This window comes from Stenotrophomonas sp. GL_111, assembly GCF_057835245.1.
Genome location: NZ_CM174421.1, coordinates 2,442,057 through 2,463,249, shown reverse-complemented (window position 1 = coordinate 2,463,249; position 21,193 = coordinate 2,442,057). Strand labels below are relative to the sequence as shown.

At 66.9% G+C, this 21,193-nt stretch carries 21 protein-coding genes; 16 read left to right on the top strand and 5 right to left on the bottom strand.

Annotation, left to right across the window (positions count from 1 at the left end; genetic code table 11):
• Window positions 1–89 precede the first annotated feature (89 nt).
• The 3 genes from AC3IPM_RS10970 to AC3IPM_RS10960 all read left to right on the top strand — a co-directional run bounded on the left by AC3IPM_RS10970 (window position 90) and on the right by AC3IPM_RS10960 (window position 3,870).
• Window positions 90–1,445 carry an MFS transporter gene (locus AC3IPM_RS10970; protein ID WP_489299882.1) on the top strand — a complete coding sequence of 452 codons (1,356 nt, stop codon included), beginning with the start codon at window positions 90–92 and terminating at the stop codon, window positions 1,443–1,445.
• Window positions 1,400–1,870 carry a hypothetical protein gene (locus tag AC3IPM_RS10965; RefSeq protein WP_489299881.1) on the top strand — a complete coding sequence of 157 codons (471 nt, stop codon included), beginning with the start codon at window positions 1,400–1,402 and terminating at the stop codon, window positions 1,868–1,870. The genes AC3IPM_RS10970 and AC3IPM_RS10965 overlap by 46 nt, the downstream gene beginning before the upstream one ends.
• Window positions 1,871–1,974: 104 nt before the next feature.
• Window positions 1,975–3,870: a CocE/NonD family hydrolase gene (locus AC3IPM_RS10960; protein ID WP_489299880.1), complete on the top strand. Its 1,896-nt coding sequence runs from the start codon at window positions 1,975–1,977 to the stop codon at window positions 3,868–3,870.
• Window positions 3,871–4,119: 249 nt separating this feature from the next.
• Here AC3IPM_RS10960 and AC3IPM_RS10955 read toward each other — a convergent pair whose 3' ends face one another.
• The 3 genes from AC3IPM_RS10955 to AC3IPM_RS10945 form a co-directional block, all read right to left on the bottom strand.
• Window positions 4,120–4,506 (bottom strand): GFA family protein, encoded by a 387-nt coding sequence (locus AC3IPM_RS10955; RefSeq protein ID WP_489299879.1) that lies wholly within the window; start codon window positions 4,504–4,506, stop codon window positions 4,120–4,122.
• Window positions 4,507–4,561: 55 nt separating this feature from the next.
• Entirely contained in the window at window positions 4,562–5,656 is a 1,095-nt protein-coding gene (locus AC3IPM_RS10950) for an alkene reductase (protein ID WP_489299878.1), read from the bottom strand.
• A gap of 117 nt (window positions 5,657–5,773) precedes the next feature.
• Window positions 5,774–6,106 carry a hypothetical protein gene (locus AC3IPM_RS10945; RefSeq protein WP_489299877.1) on the bottom strand — a complete coding sequence of 111 codons (333 nt, stop codon included), beginning with the start codon at window positions 6,104–6,106 and terminating at the stop codon, window positions 5,774–5,776.
• A 139-nt stretch (window positions 6,107–6,245) separates the two neighbouring features.
• Between AC3IPM_RS10945 and AC3IPM_RS10940 the strand changes: the two genes are divergently transcribed.
• The 7 genes from AC3IPM_RS10940 to dld all read left to right on the top strand — a co-directional run bounded on the left by AC3IPM_RS10940 (window position 6,246) and on the right by dld (window position 13,524).
• Window positions 6,246–7,004, top strand: a complete 759-nt coding sequence (locus AC3IPM_RS10940; RefSeq protein ID WP_489299876.1) for an SDR family NAD(P)-dependent oxidoreductase — start codon at window positions 6,246–6,248, stop codon at window positions 7,002–7,004.
• A gap of 77 nt (window positions 7,005–7,081) precedes the next feature.
• Complete coding sequence (locus tag AC3IPM_RS10935) at window positions 7,082–7,540, top strand: MgtC/SapB family protein (protein ID WP_489299875.1); 459 nt, start codon at window positions 7,082–7,084, stop codon at window positions 7,538–7,540.
• Entirely contained in the window at window positions 7,537–7,968 is a 432-nt protein-coding gene (locus tag AC3IPM_RS10930; RefSeq protein ID WP_489299874.1) for a VOC family protein, read from the top strand. Before AC3IPM_RS10935 ends, AC3IPM_RS10930 begins: the two co-directional genes overlap by 4 nt.
• 201 nt (window positions 7,969–8,169) lie before the next feature.
• Entirely contained in the window at window positions 8,170–9,828 is a 1,659-nt protein-coding gene (lldP, locus tag AC3IPM_RS10925; RefSeq protein ID WP_489299873.1) for an L-lactate permease, read from the top strand.
• 67 nt (window positions 9,829–9,895) lie between these two features.
• On the top strand, window positions 9,896–10,660 hold the full coding sequence (gene lldR / locus AC3IPM_RS10920) for a transcriptional regulator LldR (protein WP_489304106.1): 765 nt from the start codon (window positions 9,896–9,898) through the stop codon (window positions 10,658–10,660).
• A 3-nt stretch (window positions 10,661–10,663) separates the two neighbouring features.
• Window positions 10,664–11,815 carry an FMN-dependent L-lactate dehydrogenase LldD gene (gene lldD / locus AC3IPM_RS10915; RefSeq protein ID WP_489299872.1) on the top strand — a complete coding sequence of 384 codons (1,152 nt, stop codon included), beginning with the start codon at window positions 10,664–10,666 and terminating at the stop codon, window positions 11,813–11,815.
• Window positions 11,812–13,524: a D-lactate dehydrogenase gene (gene dld, locus AC3IPM_RS10910; RefSeq protein WP_489299871.1), complete on the top strand. Its 1,713-nt coding sequence runs from the start codon at window positions 11,812–11,814 to the stop codon at window positions 13,522–13,524. Before lldD ends, dld begins: the two co-directional genes overlap by 4 nt.
• Window positions 13,525–13,532: 8 nt before the next feature.
• Here the strand turns inward: dld and AC3IPM_RS10905 are convergent, their stop codons facing one another.
• A complete protein-coding gene (locus AC3IPM_RS10905; protein ID WP_489299870.1) occupies window positions 13,533–13,853 on the bottom strand; it encodes an I78 family peptidase inhibitor in 321 nt (106 codons plus the stop codon).
• A 105-nt stretch (window positions 13,854–13,958) separates the two neighbouring features.
• On the opposite strand from AC3IPM_RS10905, the gene AC3IPM_RS10900 reads away from it, so the two are divergent.
• The 5 genes from AC3IPM_RS10900 to AC3IPM_RS10880 all read left to right on the top strand — a co-directional run bounded on the left by AC3IPM_RS10900 (window position 13,959) and on the right by AC3IPM_RS10880 (window position 17,782).
• Complete coding sequence (locus tag AC3IPM_RS10900; protein ID WP_489299869.1) at window positions 13,959–14,453, top strand: DUF1543 domain-containing protein; 495 nt, start codon at window positions 13,959–13,961, stop codon at window positions 14,451–14,453.
• Window positions 14,454–14,565: 112 nt separating this feature from the next.
• Window positions 14,566–15,189 (top strand): decarboxylase, encoded by a 624-nt coding sequence (locus AC3IPM_RS10895; RefSeq protein ID WP_489299868.1) that lies wholly within the window; start codon window positions 14,566–14,568, stop codon window positions 15,187–15,189.
• 5 nt (window positions 15,190–15,194) lie between these two features.
• Window positions 15,195–16,007 carry a CDP-diacylglycerol diphosphatase gene (locus AC3IPM_RS10890; RefSeq protein ID WP_489299867.1) on the top strand — a complete coding sequence of 271 codons (813 nt, stop codon included), beginning with the start codon at window positions 15,195–15,197 and terminating at the stop codon, window positions 16,005–16,007.
• Window positions 16,008–16,024: 17 nt separating this feature from the next.
• Window positions 16,025–16,879, top strand: a complete 855-nt coding sequence (locus AC3IPM_RS10885) for a hypothetical protein (protein WP_489299866.1) — start codon at window positions 16,025–16,027, stop codon at window positions 16,877–16,879.
• Between the two features lie 135 nt (window positions 16,880–17,014).
• Entirely contained in the window at window positions 17,015–17,782 is a 768-nt protein-coding gene (locus tag AC3IPM_RS10880; protein ID WP_489299865.1) for a SapC family protein, read from the top strand.
• Between the two features lie 64 nt (window positions 17,783–17,846).
• Here AC3IPM_RS10880 and AC3IPM_RS10875 read toward each other — a convergent pair whose 3' ends face one another.
• Window positions 17,847–18,170, bottom strand: coding sequence for a putative quinol monooxygenase (locus tag AC3IPM_RS10875; protein ID WP_489299864.1), 324 nt, complete (start codon window positions 18,168–18,170; stop codon window positions 17,847–17,849).
• Window positions 18,171–18,375: 205 nt separating this feature from the next.
• On the opposite strand from AC3IPM_RS10875, the gene AC3IPM_RS10870 reads away from it, so the two are divergent.
• Window positions 18,376–21,105, top strand: a complete 2,730-nt coding sequence (locus tag AC3IPM_RS10870) for a TonB-dependent receptor (protein ID WP_489299863.1) — start codon at window positions 18,376–18,378, stop codon at window positions 21,103–21,105.
• The last annotated feature ends 88 nt before the right edge of the window (window positions 21,106–21,193 follow it).

Sequence of the window (21,193 nt, the reverse complement as noted above, 5' to 3'; positions counted from 1 at the left end):
AAAAATGGTTTGACAGTCTTGCATCGGATGTTCGGTTTATCCAGCACCGGGATGCGCGCATGCTGCCGCCTCGCATTCGGATCAACGTCATGACGTATCGGACCAAGGTGGAACTGCTGTACCTGCTGGGATTCTCGCTGGACCTGGTCAACATGTTCATCGGCACCGTGGCCTATCCGGCCATGGCGGCCGACCTGCAGGCCTCGGTGACGCAGCTGGCGTGGATCGGCAATGCCTACATGCTGGGCCTGACCCTGGTGATTCCGTTGGGCGGTTGGCTGGCGGCACGGTTGGGCGAACGTCGCCTGCTGTGCCTGTCGCTGGGCCTGTTCACACTGGGCGCGGTGCTGGCCGGCACCGCGCCCGGCATCGAGGCGTTGATCGGCTGGCGCCTGCTGCAGGGGCTGGGCGGCGGGTTGCTGATTCCGGTCGGGCAGGCGATGGCGTACCGGCATTGCCCGCCGGCCGAACGCGGCCGGCTGACGGCGCGGATCATGGCGGTGGCGCTACTGGTGCCGGCGCTGTCGCCGACGCTGGGCGGTTGGCTGGTGGGCTGGGGCTCGTGGCGCTGGGTGCTGCTGGTCAGCGTGCCGTTGGCGGTGGTGACGCTGGTGCTGGCGGCGTGCTGGATCCGGCGTGAAACACGGGCGGCGGTGCCGCCGCTGGATCGGCGCGGGCTGCTGCTTGGTTCGTTGGGCGTGAGCCTGCTGCTGGTGGCGCTGAGCCTGCTCGCCGAGGCCGGACACCGTGTGCTCGGGGTCTGCGCGCTGGGCGTGGCGCTGTTGATCCTGCTGGCCTATGCACGCGGTGCGGCGCGGGTCGCGCATCCGGTGCTGCACTGGTCACTGCTGCGGCATGCGCCGTTGCGGCTGGCGATGCTGGTGTATCTGCTGGTGCCGGGCACCTTCATCGGCACCCAGTTGGTAGCCACGCTGCTGCTGAGCCGGCTGGGTTACAGCGCTGCGGCAATCGGCGGTTTCATGCTGCCCTGGGCGCTGGCCTCGGCGCTGGCGATTGCCACCACGCGGCGCTGGCTGCCGATGCTGGGGCCGCGCGTACTGCTCAGTGCGGGCATGCTGTGCCAGGCCGGCGGTATCACCTTGTTGTTGGGCGTGCAGGCGCAGCAACCGCTGTTGCCGGTACTGGCGTTCGCGCTGATGGGGCTGGGTGGCAGCCTGTGCAGCAGCAGTGCGCAGACGCTGGCCTTCCAGGGCCTGGCCCATGACGAGCTGATGCCCGGCAGCGCGCTGTGGAACCTCAACCGCCAGCTCAGCTTCTGTCTTGCGGCGGCGGTGCTGGCCTGCGTGCTGGGCGCGCTGTCGGCCACGCTACCCGAACGCGCCTTCCCGCTCACGCTGCTGCTGGCCAGCGGCATGAGCCTGTTGCCGATGCTGCTGGTGTGGCGGCTGCCGGCGGCCTCCCTTTCCCTGCGAGTGACCTGCTGATGAGCGAAACGAAAGAACTCTCCCGCGCTGCCTTCGAACAGGCGGCCTTTGAAGAAGTACGGGTGCTGCATGTGTTGATCGAAGACTGGTTCAATGCACGCCTTCCGGTCGCTGCGCTGGCGACGTTGCTGGCGCGTTTCAACGCGGATTTCAGCATGGTCGGCATTGCCGGGCGGCGGCTGGACATGCTGGCGTTGACGGGCTTTTTCGGCGCGGCGCATGGCGGCCGCAAGGGGCTGCGCATCACGATCGACGCGCTGGCGTTCATTGCCCTGCCAGGCGATGCCTGCGCGGTGCGCTACCGTGAAGACCACACCGATGCGCAGGGCGCCACCACCCGGCGCGAGGCGCTGGCGATACTGCAGGCGGACACGGACGGGACACTGCGTTGGCAGGCTTTGCACGAAACGTCGGTTGGCGGCTGAATGCGGTCCAGGCAACGCCCGCCCCACCTTTGGCATCTACCGTGCCAGGCGGGGCGGGGGTAGGCTGCCAAGGTTCGTCGCCACTACCTGCCGGGAGAGAGCCCATGCGTGTTCGTGTCGTACCTGTCGTGCTGTTGAGTCTCATGGTTGCTGCCAGTGTGTCGGCACAGACCTCGCCGATGACACCGGACATTCCGGCCAAGCCGTTCGTGACGCCGAGCGCGGACTACGATTACGACAAGCGTGTGGTGATGGTGCCGATGCGCGATGGCACCAAGTTGTACACGGTGATCGTGGTGCCCAAAGGCGCGAAGAACGCCCCGATCCTGCTGACCCGTACACCCTACGATGCGGCCAACCGCGCCAAGCGGATCGACTCGCCGCATATGCGCGACATCCTGCCGCAGGGTGATGAGGTGTTCGTGGACGGTGGTTACATCCGGGTGTTCCAGGACATCCGCGGCAAGTACGGTTCGGAAGGCGATTACGTGATGACGCGGCCGTTGCGTGGGCCGTTGAACACCACCAAGGTGGACCATGCCACCGATGCGTGGGACACGATCGACTGGCTGGTCAAGCATGTGCCGGAGAGCAACGGCAAGGTGGGCATGCTGGGGTCGTCGTATGAGGGCTTCACGGTGGTGATGGCGCTGACCGACCCGCATCCGGCCTTGAAGGTGGCCGCGCCGCAGAGCCCGATGATCGATGGCTGGATGGGCGATGACTGGCTCAACTACGGTGCGTTCCGCCAGGTCAATTTCGGTTACTTCACCGGGCAGTTGGCCAAGCGCGGCAAGGGCCCGGCGATCCCCAGCGTGGGCTATGACGACTACACGACGTTCCTGCGCGCGGGCTCGGCGGGTGACTATGCCAAGGCCAACGGGCTGGAGCAGTTGCCGTGGTGGCACAAGCTGGTGGAGCACCCGGCCTACGATGCGTTCTGGCAGGAGCAGGCACTGGATGCGCGCATGGCCAAGACGCCATTGAAGGTGCCCACGATGTGGTTGCAGGGGCTGTGGGACCAGGAGGACATGTGGGGCGCGGTGCACAGCTATGCGGCGATGGAACCGCGTGATACGGGCAATGCGCTGAACTATCTGGTGATGGGGCCGTGGCGGCACAGCCAGGTGAACTATGACGGCAGCACCTTGGGCGCGTTGAAATTCGAGGGCGATACGGCGCTGCAGTTCCGTCGTGATGTGCTCAAGCCGTTCTTCGACCAGTATCTGGTGGACGGGGCGGGCAAGGCGGAGACGCCGCCGGTGTTGATCTACAACACGGGTGAAAATCATTGGGACCGGCTGCAGCAGTGGCCGCGGACGGCAGCGCAGAGCAAGCCGCTGTATCTGCGCGCGGGCGGCAAGCTGTCGTTCGAGGCGCCGCAGGCGGGAGAGGCGACGTATGAGGCGTATGTGTCCGATCCGGCCAAGCCGGTGCCGTTCGTGCCGCGTCCGGTGCGCTTCGCGGACCGGGATATGTGGACGAGCTGGCTGGTGAAGGATCAGCGGTTTGTGGATGGTCGCACCGACGTGCTGACGTTCGTGAGTGAGCCGCTGACGGAGCCGTTGCGGATTGGCGGGGCGCCGCAGGTGAACCTGGCCGCGGCCACGACGGGGAGCGATGCGGACTGGGTGGTGAAGCTGATCGATGTGTATCCGGATCAGATGCCGTCCACGCCGGAGATGGGCGGGTATGAGCTGGCGGTGTCGATGGCGATTTTCCGGGGGCGCTACCGGGAGAGTTTCAGTGCGCCGAAGGCGATTGCGGCCAATCAGGTGCTGGATTACAAGTTCGGGCTGCCGACGGCAAACCATGTGTTCCAGCGGGGCCATCGGGTGATGGTGCAGGTGCAGTCGAGTCTGTTCCCGCTGTACGACCGCAATCCGCAGTCGTTCGTGCCGAACATCTATCTGGCCAAGCCGGGCGATTACCAGAAGGCGACGCAGCAGGTGTGGCACGCGCCGCAGCAGGCAAGTTTCATTTCGCTGCCAGTTTATTGATCGCCTCAAAGGCTGGCGTCTCCTTGTCATCGGCATGGAGGGCGCCGTGCAACCCAATCCAGGACACGCCGTGAACCCATCCATGGGGGCTCGTCCACAACATCCATGTTGTGGACGGTCCTGGATTGGGTTGCACGGCGCCCTCCGTAAAGTTTATTGGTCAGCGGTATGCAGAGCAAAAGACGCTCACCGAATGAACCGACGGTAGAGCCACGCCATGCGTGGCTGCGGTTGCTTGGGCGTGCACCCTTACGTCGGCAACCGCACGCGCAGCCAGGCGGGTTGGGCGTCGGCGAAGGATTGGCAGATGGGGGCCAATGCAGGGGCGTGCGGGGTGTCGAAAACGCCGGTGAGCAGGGCGACGATGGGTGCATCGTCGATGGCGCCCAATGAGCTGCCGCAGCGGGGGCAGAAGGCGCGGGTGGAGTGGGCGGAGGAGCGGTAGCGTACGGGCGTGCCGGCGGGGCCGGTCCAGCGTAGCTGGGCGGCGGGGAATTCGACCCAGGCGACGGTGAGGCTGCCGCTGTGGCGGCGGCAGTCGTCGCAGGCGCAGGTGTGGGGGTTGAGTGGTTGGCCTTGTGCTTCGAAGCGGATCTGGCCGCACAGGCAGCCACCGGTCCAGGTTGTTGCTTCCATTCCTTGGAACTCCTAGGGGACGTGGCCGCCAGTCTAACGGCCACGCCGGGGTGGGTCAGCCGGAGACGCTGGGGTAGTCGACGTAGCCGTCGGCGCCACCACCGTAGAGGGTCTTGGGGTTGAACGCGGACAGGGTGACGTCCAGGCGCAGGCGTTCGACCAGGTCGGGGTTGGCGATGAAGGCGCGGCCGAAGGCGACCATGTCGGCATAGCCGGATGCCACTGCGGCAGCGGCGCTGGTTTTGTCGTAGCCGTTGTTGGCGATCCAGGCGCCGCGGAACTTGGCGCGCAGGGCGGCGTAGTCGAAGGGGAGGTTGTCGCGCGGGCCGCCGGTGGCGCCTTCGATGACGTGGATGAAGGCGAGCGGGCCGATGGCGTCGAGGCGTTCGACGGCGCGTTCAAACAAGGGCTGCGGCTGGGTGTCGAGGGCATCGTTGGCCGGGGTCACCGGCGAGAGACGCACACCGGTGCGCTCGGGGCCGATCTCGGCGGCGATCGCGCTCACGACTTCGTCGAGCAGGCGGGTGCGGTTTTCGATGCTGCCGCCGTATTCGTCGGTGCGGTGGTTGCTGCCATCGCGCAGGAACTGGTCGATCAGGTAACCGTTGGCGGCGTGCACTTCCACGCCGTCGAAGCCGGCGGTGATGGCATTGCGTGCCGCCTGGCGGTAGTCCTGGATCACGCCGGGAATTTCGTCGAGGCGCAGTGCACGCGGGGCGGAGACATCGTCGAAACCGCTCTTGATGAAGGTCTTGGCCTTGGCTGAGATGGCACTGGGTGCCACTGGCACTTCACCGTCGGGCAACAGGCTGGTGTGGGAGATGCGGCCGACATGCCACAACTGCAGCACGATGCGCCCGCCATCGGCGTGTACGGCGTCGGTGATCTTGCGCCAGGCGTCGATCTGGGCCTGGCTGTAGATGCCCGGGGTGTCCAGGTAACCCTGGCCCAGCGGGCTGATCTGGGTGGCCTCGGCAATGATCAATCCGGCACTGGCGCGCTGGCGGTAATACTCGATGGCCAGCGGGCTGGGCACGCGGCCTTCGATGGCGCGGTTGCGGGTGAGCGGTGCCATCGCGATGCGGTTGGCGACGGGAATGGCGCCGAGACGGGTGGGGGTGAACAACGGGCCGTCACTGGAAGCAGTCATGTACATACCTTTGGGGGAGGGCGCTGCAGCGTGCAGCGCAGACAGAACAGATGTGGACGTATGACCGCCAGCATAGGCGCAGGTGCGTTGCAGCGATGGGAAGGTTTGTTGCGGCGCTTACAGGTAGAAGAACACGCCGGTACGCCGGTTGATGGCCAGTTCGATGGCGGCTTCCAGCCGTCGGGCCAGCGGTGAGGCGGCAGGAGGGCAGGTCTGCCGAAGGATGGCCAGCGCCGTCTGCAGCTGGGCATCGGTCTGCAATGCGGCGTCCTCGTAGCGGTCGATGAGCGTGCCGAGGGCGGTGTTGAGCGCGTCGATGAGTCCGCTGTTGAACAGGTAGTCCGTATCTGCATCGGTCAGCGCAATTTCATGCAGGTCGCCTTCAGCACACTGGTCCAGATCCAGTCTCTGCATGGCCGCCTCGGACAACGGAACACTGATCACGCGCATCGGGGTCTCTTCTGGTTGTTGCAGGGATGGGAAGATTCGTTGTGTCGGCGCAGGGATGCACACGCCGTAACATCCTGAAGCGTACCGTGTTGGAAAGACAGGCACTGCCTGCACACTTTCCAACCAGAGGTACAACGCGATGATTGATTATCAGCTCAAGGGCAAGGTGGCGATCGTGACCGGCGGTGTTTCAGGGATCGGGCTGGCGACGGCCGAGCTGCTGGCTGCGTCCGGTGCGGCGGTAGCGGTGTGGGACCTGAAGGCCGAGGCGGTGGAGAAGACCGCCGAGGCGCTGCGCGGCAAGGGCGTGAAGGCGATCGGTATCGCGCTGGATGTCACCGATGAGCAGGCCGTGGAAGCGGCGGTGCAGCGCACCGTGCAGGAACTGGGCGGGCTGGATATCGCGGTGAACAACGCCGGTATCGGCGGGCCGTCGGCGCGCAGTGGCGATTACCCGGTGGACGGCTGGAAGCGGGTGATCGACGTCAATCTCAACAGTGTGTTCCTGTGCCAGCGTGCGCAGATCCAGGCGATGCGCGCGGCCGGCAAGGGCGGCAGCATCATCAACATGGCCTCGATCCTGGGCCAGGTCGGCTTTGGCAATTCGGCGGCCTATGTGGCGGCCAAGCATGGCGTGGTCGGGCTGACCCAGACGGCGGCGTGGGAACATGCGCCGGACAAGATCCGGGTCAACGCGGTGGGCCCGGGCTTCATTGCCACGCCGTTGCTGGACAAGATGGACCCGGCGGTGCGCAAGGCGCTGGAAGACAAACATGCGTTGGGCCGGCTTGGCCAAGCCGATGAAGTGGCAGCGCTGGTGGCGTGGCTGGCCAGCGACGATGCCTCGTTTGCGACCGGCACCTACTACGCCATCGATGGTGGTTACCTGGCGCAGTAAGCACGCCAGGTTCACACCCCTTCACGGTGTTGCCACGCCACCCACGCAAATCTGCGTGCATCGGCGAGGAGACCATGATGGGACTGGAACAAGATCTATCGATCCTGCTGCGCATCGCCGCGGCGATGCTGTTCGGCGGTGTGCTCGGGATCGAACGCGAGATGGGCCGGCACGCGGCGGGATTGCGCACGCACATGTTGATTGCCGGCGCGGCCGCGTTGATCGTCGGGCTCGGCGACAGTATCGCCGAGCACTTCCAGCAGGAGCGCTATCGCGACCTGCTGCAGGTCGATCCGGTGCGTCTGATCGAAGCGGTGGTGGCCTGCGTCGGCTTTGTCGCGGCCGGCACCATTCTGCGCGGCTCGCGCGAGGACCAGGTCAGCGGATTGACCACGGCGAGTTCGTTGATCATGGCCGCGGCCATCGGGATTGCGGTGGGTATCGGCGAGTACGTGATCGCGGTCGGGGTCAGCGTGCTGTGTGTGATCGTGCTGGCGGTATTCAGCCGCATAGCGAAGAAACTGGAGCCCTCATGAGCGCACAACGTCCGTTCGAGATTCAACGTATCGACCACGTGGTGCTGCGGGTGCAGGACCTGCCACGTGCGGTGCGTTTCTACTGCGAGGTACTGGGCTGTACGGTAGCGCGCGAGCGACCATCACTGGGCATGGTGCACCTGCATGCCGGCGCCTCGATGATCGATCTGATCAGTGTGGAGGGAAAACTCGGTGCACGCGGTGGGCCGGCGGCCGGCGCGCAAGGGCGCAACGTGGATCACCTGTGCCTGCGCATCGAACCCTTCGATGAGGCGATGCTGCGCGAACACCTGCAGATGCACCAGGTGGCGGTGGACGGGCCGGCCGAGCGCAACTTCGGTGCCGAAGGCGATGGGCTGTCGCTGTACCTGCACGACCCGGATGGCAATGCGGTGGAGCTCAAGGGCCGGTCCAGCGACTGCGGGTGATCGGCAAAATGGTACTACCAATTAACGCGTCTAGACCTATGGTCTAATAGGCCTGTCGCGCATTTGACGCTTCAATGCGGACACTCCGGGGCGCAGTTGTTCATTGTTGGTCATACCAATAATGTCGGGCGTTCCCGCTGAGCCCTTCGGCACGCGCGGCCTGGTTGCGCGGCCTCTGTCCGTCCTTGATGAGATCCGTCGATGCAGCCCTGGCAACAACTGTATGACCCCGCTGGCAACCTGTGGGTGTCCAGCCTGATCGCGCTGCTGCCGATCGCGTTCTTCTTCATCGCCCTGGCGGTGCTGCGCATGAAGGGCTGGTTGGCGGGCACGCTGACGGTGGCCATCGCGCTGGCAGTGGCGCTGCTGTTCTACCGGATGCCGGTGCAACAGGCGTTCGCCGCCGGTGCCTACGGGTTCGTGTACGGCCTGTGGCCGATCGCCTGGATCATCCTGGGCGCGGTGTTCCTGTACAAGGTGTCGGTCAAGACCGGCCAGTTCGACATCATCCGTGCCTCGATCCTGTCGGTGACTGAAGACCAGCGCCTGCAGATGCTGATGGTGGGCTTTGCCTTCGGGGCGTTTCTGGAAGGCGCGGCCGGGTTCGGTGCGCCGGTGGCGATCACCGCCGCGCTGCTGGTCGGGCTGGGCTTCAAGCCGCTGTATGCGGCCGGGCTGTGCCTGATCGTCAATACCGCGCCGGTGGCGTTCGGGGCGATGGGCATTCCGATCATCGTGGCCGGGCAGGTGACCGGGCTGGACCCGTTCGAGATCGGCCAGATGGCCGGGCGCCAGCTGCCGTTCCTGACCATCATCGTGCTGTTCTGGATCATGGCGATCATGGATGGCTGGCGCGGGGTCAAGGAAACCTGGCCGGCGGTACTGGTCGCCGGTGGCTCGTTTGCGATCGCGCAGTACCTGACCTCCAATTTCATCGGCCCGGAACTGCCGGACATCACCGCGTCACTGGCCTCGCTGGTGTGCCTGACGCTGTTCCTGCGGCGCTGGAAGCCGGTGCGGATCTTCCGTTTCGATACCGCCACCAGCGCCGAGGCGGCAGCCCAGGCGCAGGCGGCACCGCGCCACAGTGCCGCGCAGATCCTCAAGGCGTGGTCGCCGTTCCTGATCCTGACCGCGATGGTGACGGTGTGGAGCATCAAGCCGTTCAAGGCCCTGTTCGCCGCGGGCGGTGCGCTGGAGCACTGGGTGCTGAAGCTGCCGGTGCCGTCGCTGGACCAGCTGGTGCAGAAGATGCCGCCCATCGTGGCCGCGCCCACTGCCTACGAGGCGGTCTACAAATTCGATGCGGTCTCGGCCACCGGCACCGCGATCATGCTCGGCGCGGTGCTGGCCATCGTGCTGCTGAAGATGCGCCCGGCCGCGGCACTGCGCACCTTCGTCGAAACCGCCAACGAGCTGAAGGTGCCGATCTATTCGATCGGCATGGTGCTGGCCTTCGCCTTCATCGCCAACTACTCCGGCCTGTCGGCGACGCTGGCGCTGGCGCTGGCCCATACCGGCAAGGCGTTCACCTTCTTCTCGCCGTTCCTGGGCTGGCTGGGGGTGTTCCTGACCGGATCGGATACGTCGTCCAATGCGCTGTTCTCGGCGCTGCAGGCCACCACCGCGCAGCAGATCGGGGTGTCCGAAGTGCTGCTGGTGGCGGCCAATACCACTGGCGGGGTGACCGGCAAGATGATCTCACCGCAGTCGATCGCCATTGCCTGCGCGGCGGTGGGCCTGGCCGGCAAGGAGTCGGACCTGTTCCGGTTCACGGTCAAGCACAGCCTGATCTTCACCGTGATGGTGGGCATCATCACCACGCTGCAGGCCTACTGGCTGACCTGGATGATTCCCTGAGCCCATGCGCGCCTGGACTGCCCACGCCGTTGACCCGATCCCCCGCGACGCGGGCGACAATGGCGGCATGAAGAACGAACGCCTGTCCGACAAGGTGGCCGCGCAGCTGCGCGGCCTGATCCACGCGCAGAACCTGCAACCGGGCGACCGCCTGCCGGCCGAGCGGCCGCTGGCGGTGCAGCTGGGGGTGTCGCGCACGGCGCTGCGCGAGGCCATCGCACAGCTGTCCAGCCAGGGCCTGCTGATCGCGCGGGTGGGCGGCGGCACCTACGTGAGCGAACCGGCGGCGCGGGCGCGGCAGACCATCGACGAGCCGTTGGCGCCGTATCTGCCGCTGTTCCAGGGCGACCCGGAATACCGTTTCGACGTGCTGGAGATCCGCCACGCGCTGGAAGGCGCCACCGCCTGGCACGCCGCGCTGCGCGCCACCGATGCCGACCGCGCGAAGATCCGTGAGGCCTTCGATACCATGATGGATGCGCACGGCAGGCACGACCCGGCCGGCGAGGCACGTGCCGATGCCGCTTTCCACCTTGCCATTGCCGAGGCCTCGCACAACCTGGTGCTGCTACAGGTGATGCGCGGCTTGTTCGAACTGCTGCAGACCAATATTTCGCAGAGCCGCGAGAAGCTCTACACCTCGCCGCGCACCTTCGAGCCGCTCTCGGTGCAGCACCGAGAGATGATGGACGGGGTGCTGTCCGGCGATCCGGAACGCGCACGCGCCGCGGCGCATGCGCACCTGGAATTCGTGCACACCTCGCTGCGCACGCTCGACGACAACGAAGCCCGGCGCACCCGCGCCTCGCGGCTTCCTTCTGCCCACGGGTAACCCATGATCATCTCCGCCTCCACCGATTACCGTGCGGCCGCGCAGCGCCGGCTGCCGCCGTTCCTGTTCCACTACATCGATGGCGGCGCGTATGCCGAGCACACCCTCAAACGCAATGTCGCCGACCTGGCCGATATCGCGCTGCGCCAGCGCGTGCTGCGCGACATGGGCGAGCTGAGCCTGGAAACCGAACTGTTCGGCGAGCGGCTGGCGATGCCGGTGGCGCTGGGGCCGGTCGGGCTGAGTGGCATGTACGCCCGCCGCGGCGAAGTGCAGGCGGCCAAGGCGGCAGCCGACCACGGCATTCCGTTCACGCTGTCCACGGTGTCGGTATGCCCGATCGAAGAGGTGGCGTCGGCCATCCAGCGGCCGATGTGGTTCCAGCTGTATGTCCTGAAAGACCGTGGTTTCATGCGCAACGCGCTGGAGCGGGCCAAGGCGGCCGGGGTGAGCACGCTGGTGTTCACCGTGGACATGCCGACCCCGGGCGCGCGCTACCGCGACGCGCATTCGGGCATGAGCGGGCCGAATGCACCACTGCGGCGCATGCTGCAGGCGGTGACCCACCCGCGCTGGGCCTGGGACGTCGGCCTGTGCGGGCGACCGCATGACCTGGGCAACATTTCGGCCTACCGCGGCAGCCCGACCGGGCTGGCCGACTACATCGGCTGGCTGGGCAGCAACTTCGACCCGTCGATCTCGTGGAAGGATCTGGAGTGGATCCGTGAGTTCTGGACCGGCCCGATGCTGATCAAGGGCATCCTGGATCCGGACGACGCACGCGACGCGGTCCGCTTCGGTGCCGACGGCATCGTGGTGTCCAACCACGGCGGCCGCCAACTGGACGGGGTGATGTCCACCGCGCGGGCACTGCCGGCGATTGCCGATGCGGTCAAGGGCGAGCTGAAGATCCTGGCCGATTCGGGCATCCGCAACGGGCTGGATGTGGTGCGCATGCTGGCACTGGGCGCCGATACCGTCCTGCTCGGCCGCGCCTTCGTGTATGCGCTGGCGGCACAGGGCGGGGCGGGCGTGGCCAACCTGCTGGACCTGATCGCCAAAGAGATGCGGGTGGCGATGACGCTGACCGGTGCGAAGAACATCGCCGCGATCAACCGCGACCTGCTGGTGGCCGTCGCCCGGAACGTTTCGTGAGCGCAGTGAAGGCGGATCCGGCGGCGCTGCTGGCGCAACTGCAGGGTATCGTCGGCACGCGCCATGTACTCAGTGGCGACAAGCCGACCCGGCGCTTCCGCAAGGGCTACCGCTTCGGCGATGGCGCGGTGCTGGCGGTGGTGCGCCCGGGTACGCTGCTGGAGCAATGGGAGGTGCTGCAGGCGATCGTGGCGGCCGACGCCATCGTGATCATGCAGGCTGCCAATACCGGCCTGACCGGCGGGTCCACCCCGGATGGCAGTGATTACGACCGCCCGGTGGTGATCGTCAGCACGCTGCGGCTGACCGGCATCCAGCTGTTGAACGACGGCCACCAGGTGGTGTGCCTGCCGGGCGCGACACTGGACCGCCTGGAGCAGGTGCTGGCGCCGCTGGACCGTGAGCCGCACTCGGTGATCGGCTCCTCGTGCATCGGCGCGTCGGTGCTGGGGGGTGTGTGCAACAACTCCGGCGGCGCACTGGTGCGGCGCGGCCCGACCTATACCGAGATGGCACTATTCGCCCAGGTGGATGCGCAGGGGGTGTTGCGGCTGATCAACCATCTGGGCATCGCGCTGGGCGATACCCCCGAGCAGATCCTGCAGCGCCTGCAGGCTGGCGACTACACGGCCGCCGCGGTCGACAACGGCAGCGGGCGTGCCGCGGCCGATCCACGCTATGCCGAACAGGTGCGGCAGGTGGATGCGACCACCCCGGCGCGCTTCAATGCCGATCCTGCGCGCCATTACGAAGCTTCCGGTTCGGCGGGCAAGCTGGCGGTGTTCGCGGTGCGGCTGGATACGTTTGCGCGTGAAGCGGCCGAGGTGTTCTACATCGGCAGCAATGCGATGGACGAACTCACCGCGATCCGTCGCGAACTGTTGACCGCTTTCAAGCGCCTGCCGATCTCCGGCGAATACCTGCACCGCGACGCCTTCGACATTGGCGAGCGCTACGGCAAGGACACCTTCCTGCTGATCGACCGCTTCGGCACCGCGCGGGTGCCGGCGGCCTTCGCGCTGAAGAGTCGCATTGATGGCTGGTTCGAGTCGCTGGGTTTGCGCGGCGTGACCGATCGGTTGATCCAGTCGGTGATGCGCTTGCTGCCCGGGCATCTGCCGCCGCGCATGAGGCAGTTCCGTGACCGTTACGAGCATCACCTGCTGCTGAAGGTGTCGCAGGTGGACGCCGCCGAAACCGAGCGCTTCCTGCGCACGCGTTTCCCCGGGCCGGATGGCGACTTCTTCCACTGCACGGCCGAGGAGGGGCGCAAGGCCTTCCTGCATCGTTTCGCGGTGGCCGGCGCGGCGGTGCGCTACCGCGAGGTGCATCGCGATGCGGTGCAGGACATCGTGGCGCTGGATGTGGCGTTGCGCCGCGATGATCGCCAGTGGGTGGAGCAGCTGCCGGCCGCGCTGGATGCCAAGCTGGCCGGCAAGCTCTACTACGGGCACTTTTTCTGCCACGTGTTCCATCAGGATTACATCGTGCGCAAGGGCGAAGACCCGTTGGCGATCGAGCATGCGATGTGGACATTGCTGGATGCGCGCGGCGCCGAATACCCGGCCGAGCACAACGTCGGCCATCTGTATCCGGCCAAGCCGCCGCTGGCCGCGTTCTATCGCGAACTGGACCCGACCAACACGTTCAACCCGGGCATCGGCCAGACCGCGAAGACGCGGGCCTGGAGCGGCTGCGACTGCGGGTAACCCTTCGGTTACTCGCAGCGGACGGCGGTGATCACGTTGTCCTTGTCGATGAACACACGCAGCCGGTCCGGACGCAGGTCGCGGGTGGTGATGGTGTTCGGGCCGATCGGATTGACCAGGCCGGCGCCACTCTGCGCGGACAGCTTGCGCATGTTGGCCTCATCGGCGGGCTGGCCCACGGCCCAGTCCAGACCGTCGGCCTTGCACAGGCCCGGACCCTTGACCTCCGGCCCCGGCGTGGTGACACAGGCGGCCAGCGACAGGCTGGTGAGGATCGCCAGCGACGGGACCAGGACGGTCGGCTTGACGGCACGCGAAAGGAAATTCATGGGTCGCTCCTGCGGAATCAGGCGCTGACGATACCACTGCCGCCGCCGACGCCGCGTGCGAGCGCCGCTACACTGGCCGCTGTTTCTGCCTTGCGGGAGTTGCCGGTGCTGCACGTGTTCATGCTGGGGGGACGCCATGCGCGCGCCCGGATCGAGGTCCACGACGTGGCCTTCGCCAATGTCGAGCAGGTCGAGCAGGCCTATCCGCAGTTGCGCCAGGACTGGTTCGGCGAGGCCAAGGGCCTGCACGTGGATGGCTGGCTGGCGGTGGACGGCGTGGACGACTACAAGGTGGTGTTTACCGATGTCGCCGCTGCCGCCGGCGAGCCGCGGCTGTTCTTCGTCAACCTGGGCGGCTATGCGCCCGGCGAACTGGGCGAGGTGCACGACTACCGGTTGCTGGTGGCCGCCGATGCCGAGGCAGCCAAAGCCAAGGCCAAGGAGATGCGCGATCCGGACTGGGCCAAGCCGCACACCGACGCGCTGCTGGAGGTGGACGACTGCATCGCCATCGACCAGGTCGGCGGGCGCTACGTGCAGCTGCAGCGCGCCGCGCACACCGGCATCGCCCTGGTCAGCGACTACATCGTGATCGGGTGAGCGGGCGAGGGGACGGCACGGTTTCCCTCTGGCGGGATTGCCCGGTCGCACGCCCTGGCGCATAGTGTCACGACGGCGTGAAGATGGCCGACGCCACCAACGGATGAACATGATGCGCAACGGGAAGATCACGGGCCTGCGGGTTGCCTTGCTGGGAACACTGCTGGCCAGCGGCACGGTCCTGGCGGCCGACGCACCGGCGCTCGGCGGCTGGCGCAACCTGCACTCGGCCAATGGTGCCGACCCGATGTTGCGTGATCTGCCCTTCGCGGCGTTCCCGCAGGCGGTGGCCAAGGACGCGCGCTTTGCGGTCTACGACCGTGAGAGTAAGCGTGCGGTGTGCTGCCTGGTGGTGGACAGTGACCGCCTGGATGCGATCACCCTGGAAACCCGTTACCGGCTGCCCGGGGTATGGATCGCCGATCTGATGGGCAGCGAAGAGTACAGCCGCCAGCATGGCGAACCGCATGTGTATGCGATGAAGCGCGAGGGCGAGCTGGTCGATTACAGCTACAGCGATGACCCCAGCGCCTACAGCGACCTCGGCGGGCTGCTGCTGCCGGCGACGGCCAGTGTCGATGCCAATGGGCTGGTCAAGGTCGGCAGCGCGAGCTACCGCCTGCAGTTCACCTCGTTGCCGTTCGCCGATGAGAACGGCGCGCTGGACCGCTACACCCTGCAACCTGCGGGCGGCGGGGCGCCGGTGCTGATCGAGGTTCCGTTCAGCACCTATTGACCACCATGTCTTTGTTTACCTCCGTGCCCGCGTTCCGGCGGCTGCTGTGCGCAGTGTCGTTCCCGCTGCTGCTGGTGGCCTGCGCCACCCCGCGCCCGGCGGCCAAGCCGACGCCCAATCCGGATGCGCTGTGGGGCATCATCCAGCGCGATTGTGTTGGCCCCGGCACCCCGCGCGGCGATTGCCTGCAGGTGGAGCCGGCTCGACACCGCCGCGATGTGCTGGTCAAGGACTCGCATGGGGCCTACCAGTTTCTGCTGATGCCGTTGGACCGGGTGCGCGGTATCGAAAGCCCGGACCTGCTGCGTGTCGATGCGCCGAACTACTTCGCGGCGGCCTGGCTGGCGCGGGCCCGCACCGAGCGCGCGCTCGGGCAACCGCTGCCGCGTGACCTGGCGAGCCTGGCGCTGAACTCACCGCATGGGCGTTCGCAGCACCAGCTGCACATCCACGTGGATTGCCTGCGCGCCGATGTTCTGGCGCAGCTGCAACGCCTGCGCGCCGGTATCGGCCCACGCTGGCAGGTGCTGCCGGAGCAGTTGCATGGCCACGTCTACCAGGCCATGGCACTGCCGGGTGATCAGTTGACCGCGAACCCGGTGCGCCTGCTCGCCGAGGGCCTGGCCGGGCCGGGCGATGTCGGCAACTGGTCGCTGGTGGTGGCCGGCAGCCGGACCGCTGACGGCGAACCAGGCTTCGTGCTGCTGGCAACGCGGGTCGACCCGGCCGCCGGCAACGAGGCCAGCGGCGAGGAGCTGCAGGACCATGCGTGCGCGGCGCTGACCGGCGCGGCCGGCCCGCTGGATGGCGTGCGCTGAGCAATATCGCGCTCGCGTTGCTCGTACTCGCGGGGAGTGCCAGCGCGCACGCTGCCGATGACGCGGTGCATGATCGTGCCGGCAATCGTCTGGAGCCCTTGCTGGAGCAGACCGACACGGCTGCGTCAGCGTCCGCCGATACCGATGCAGCGCATACATCGTCGCGCTACTGCACCGCCGATGGACAGTGGTGCGTGCGTACGCTGCGTGGCGAGGAGGACACCGACACGCTGGAGGTGGCGCACCAGGTCGATGGGGAAGCCACGCCGCGCTACCGTTTCATTCCGCTGCCGGCCGAGGCCGGGGAGGACAGCAGCGTCCAGCCGTGGCCGTTCATCGTGCGCATGCCGCCCGGTGTGGGTGTACCCGTGCCGCACGACCCGGCCCAGGTCGCGTTGGAGAATGTGCTGGTCGGGGCGCTGCGCGCGTGGACGACCGGCTACTCCGGGGGCGGTGCCGGTGCTTCGACCCTGGCCCTGAGCCGGATCGAACACCAGGACGACGGCATCCAGATCGACGCGCTGCTGACCCTGCCGGGGGACGGCTATTCGCTGATCCGCGCCTGCTTCGGCGAGGAGGATGTCGTCCAGCGCGCCGGGGCCTGCCATGACGAATACACCTTCGCGGCCACGCTGACGCTGAATCCGGCCGGGCAGGGCGCACCGGTGCTGCTGTACCGCACCACCGCCACCCGCTACCCGGCGGGGGTGTCACGGCAGCGCGACTCGCTGGCGCAGCGGCCGCTGAAGAAAAAGGACCTGCGCACCGAAACCGACCGCGTCTGCACCTTCCAGCGCCGCCTGCAGCTGCAGGGCGGCCAATACCAGCCCGACACGCCGCTGCCGGACTGCGCCGAATTCACCGAGCTGTAGCGGCCAGCTGGCGGGATTGTCCCGTTTCGGACGGCCTGAGGCGGAAATCGTCATGGAGCCACGCTATAATGAACGATCAATGAAGTGCCCGCTTTCGCGCCCGGGCTGTCCGGCGCGTCGTACCAGACCTATTCCATGACTGCTGAAACGACTACTCCGCCGGCCGCACAGACCCCGTCCTCCGGTCCGTTGTTCTACCGCGACCCGCTGCCGCTGCAATCGGACAAGCACGCCAACTGGCGCCTGCTGCCGGGTTCGGTGGCGTTCGCCGCCGAGACCAATGCCATCCCGGCCGTGGTCGGCGAGTTCGGCCTGGCTGCCCAGCACTTCCCGATCCTGTTCACCGGCAAGGATGCGGCACCGATCGTGGCCGTGGGCCTGGCCCGCAACAACCTGTTCGTCAACGCCGGCGCCTGGGCTGAAGACACCTACGCACCGGCCTACGTGCGCCGCTATCCGTTCGTGTTCATGCAGGCCGACGAAGGCAACTTCCTGCTGGCCCTTGACGCCGCCGCGAGCGAACACGTCAACCCGGGCACCAGCGAAGAAGGCGAGCCGCTGTTCGTCGACGGCAAGGCCACCGAACTGGTCGACAACGCGATGCGCTTCTGCGGTGATTTCACCCGCGAGCACGAGCAGACCAAGCTGTTCAGCGCCGCCCTGATCGAACAGGACCTGCTGGTCGAGCGCAGCATCGATGTGACCCTGAACAGCGGCGAGCAGATGTCGGTCAACGGCTTCAACGTGGTCGACGTGGAGAAGTTCTCCAAGCTGCCCGACGACATCGTCGTGGCCTGGCACCGCAATGGTTGGCTGGCGCTGGTGCACCACCACCTGAGCTCGCTGGCACGCTTCAACGCGCTGGTCCAGCGCCAGAGCCTGCAGACCACTGCCGCGGCCTGATCGGCGCGGCGCAGGGATGTAATGAAACGGCGGCCGCAGGGCCGCCGTTTTCATGTGTGGGGGGTTACCCCCAGCTCTGCAGCAGCTCCAGCACCTGCGGCTCGCGTGGCCGCTGCAGCAGCTCGGGAAGCGCCGCGTCGTAGGCCGCGCGGTAGTCGTGGGACTGATGGGCCAGGAAGTCTTCCACCGAGGCTTCGTCCCAGCGTTCGTACAGGGTGAACAGCGTGGGGTCGTGCGCATCGCGGTGCAGATCGCAGGAGAGGAAGGCCGGTTCGTCGGACATGCGGTCGATCAGGGCGTGCACCGCGTCCAGCCAGTCCTGCACACGCTCGGGCTTGACCTGCAACTTGACGTAGAAGACCAGCGGCGATTCAAGGGGGGACGACATGACGTGCTCCATGGAAAGGTGCGCGGATTGTACGTGGATGCCGGTGCGCGCAGGCCAATGGAGCCCGGGCTTAGGCGAAAACCCACTATGCATATCCCCGGTGGTCATTTCACCCGAAAGTGCCTATTCAGCAAACTGGCAGCCGCCCCGGATCCCGCCCCTTCAGCGGTCGCGCCGGCGCGCTTCCTCCCACTCTGGAACCTGCATGTCTCTGCTTCGTCGTCCGCTGCGCCTGCGGCCCCTGGTTGTGTCCCTGTTGCCCCTGCTGGGTGTCAGTCCGCTGGTTTCGGCCGCCGAGGGCGCCGCGCCCACCGAGTTGGAGACGGTCAAGATCACCGGCTCGCGCATTCCGCGCGCCAGCGTCGAAGGGCCGTCGCCGGTTACGGTGATCACCCAGGAACAGATCGAGGCGCAGGGCTACCGCAGCGCGTTCGAAGCGCTCAGCGCGCTGACCGAAAACACCGGCAACGTGCAGGGCGAGGATTTCGGCAACACCTTCACCCCGGCCGCCAACACCATCAACCTGCGTGGTCTGGGGCCGAACCGCACGCTGGTGCTGGTCAACGGCCGCCGCCAGTCCGACTATCCGCTGGCCTACGAAGGCTCGGTCAACGTGGTCAACCTGGCCAACATCCCGAGCGCGTTGATCGACCGCATCGAAATCCTGACCGGCGGCGCCTCGGCGGTGTACGGCTCGGATGCGATCGCCGGGGTGGTCAACATCATCCTGAAGAAGCACTACGAAGGCGTGGGCATCAACGTGCGCGCCGGCACCACCGAGCAGGGCGGCGGCGACAACCAGCGCCTGCAGGTGGTGGGTGGCAGTTCGGGTGACAACTGGGACGCGATCTTCGGGTTGGAGATCGCCAACCGCAAAGCCATCTACGGCTCGCAGCGTGACTTCATGGATTCGCTCACCGACGACCCGCGCGGCGTCACCCCGCTGGCCACTGCCGTGGCGTACCGGCGCAATGCGGCCACCGGCCGCAACATCGACCCCGGCGCGGCCGGGTGCGATGCCAGCAGCGGGCTGTATGGCGGCAGCGTGTTCCGCGCACAGAACCCTCGCCAGGGCTGGTACTGCGGCAGCAACGAGGCTGCTGCCACGTTCTGGTCGGTGCAGACCGAGAAGCGCAACATCGATGCGTACACCGCGTTGACCTGGCGTTTGAACGATCGCCAGGAGCTGTTCGCCGATGCGGCCATCGGCACGGCACGGATCTACAACAACACCCGTGCGCCGACCTGGACTTCCTCGCGCAACTATTTCTACAACCAGAACACCGCGCAGCTGGAAAGCTGGTACCGGCGCTTCGCCCCCGAGGAAATCGGCGGCGTGCAGCGCAATGCCAACCGCTTCCTGGAACAGTCGTGGTCGTTCAATGTCGGTGCCCGCGGCAGCCTGGGGGACTCGGACTGGGATTACGAGGCCGCCTACAGCCGCTCGCGCTATGAGAACCGCACGCGCCGGCCGGTGCTGCTGGCCGGCATCAACGATTACCTGCTCGGGCCGAAGCTGGGCACGCGCAACGGCGTGGACGTCTATGCGCCGGACCCGACGCGGCTGTACAAACCGCTGAGCGAGAACGAGTACAGCGCACTGTCGGATGCGCAGGAAAGCCGCAACGCGGCCTGGCTGCAGACCGCCAGCGTCACCGTCAATGGCCAGTTGTTCGACCTGCCCGGTGGACGTGCCGGGGTGGCCGCAGTGCTGGAAGCGGGCAGCCAGGGCTACCGCAACCGTCCCGACCCGCGCCTGGGCACCGGCGAGTTCTGGAACACCAGCGCCGGCATTCCGGCCGGTGGCGAGCGTGACCGCTATGCCGCCGGCGTGGAACTGCAACTGCCGCTGCTGGAGCGCCTGACCGCCACGGTGGCCGGCCGCTACGACCAGTACCGCGCGGCGGGCGACCATATCGGCAAGGCCACCTGGAGCAGCGGACTGGAGTTCCGGCCGTTCGATTCGCTGCTGTTGCGTGCCAGTGCCGCCACCAGCTTCCGCGCGCCGGACATGAATTACGTGTTCGCCAGCGAGACCCGCGGCTACAACCCCGGCATGACCGACTACTGGCGCTGCCGCAGTGCCGGCCAGGAATACGACGACTGCGATTACAGCGGTTTGTCGATCGACTACACCAGCGGCGCCAATCCGCAACTGCAGCCGGAAACCGCCAAGTCCTACGGTGCCGGTTTCGTCTGGTCGCCGTCGGCGAATTTCGATTTCACCGCCGACTACTACGACATCCGCATCGAGCAGGAAGTGACCAACCTCGATTCCTCGCGGATCCTGCGTGACGAAGCCGATTGCCGGCTTGGCCAGACCCTCGGCGGTGACGCGCGCGACATCAACTCGGCGCAATGCCAGGACGCGTTGCGCCGGGTGATCCGCAACCCGGCCGATGCCGCGGTGCAGCCCAACCAGGTGGTGCGGGTGCTGATCAACCCGATCAACGCCGCGTCCGAATCGGTGCGCGGCGTGGACCTCAAGGCCAACGTCCGCTGGGATGCGGGTCGCTACGGGCGCTTCTCCGGCCGGCTGGCGTACTCGCTGGTGATCGACCACGAGTACCGTCAGTTCGCCGAAGACGAGGTGCAGGACCAGCGCAACTCGCTGGATTCCTACCAGTGGCGCAGCAAGGTCAACGGCAGCGTGACCTGGGCGATCAACGACTGGACCGCCACCCTGTACGGCATTCGCTACGGTTCCCTGCCCAAGACCGACGGCAGCGGCCGCATCGCCCCGTACATGACCTACAACGCCAGCCTGTACCGTCGCCTCAACGACAACGCCAGCCTGGGCCTGATCGTCAACAACCTGCGTGACAGCCGCCCGCCGGCCGACATGAACGGCGGTGGCTGGCCGTACTACCCGGTGGGCAATTACGACCCCTACGGCCGCCAGTTGTGGCTGGAGTTCGACTACCGCTTCCTGTGACCGGAAACGGATGAAAACCCTGACAGGCCCGGCATTGCCGGGCCTGTTGCGTTGGTGCCGGGGCGGGGTTGCACGCTGTGGTGCGTGC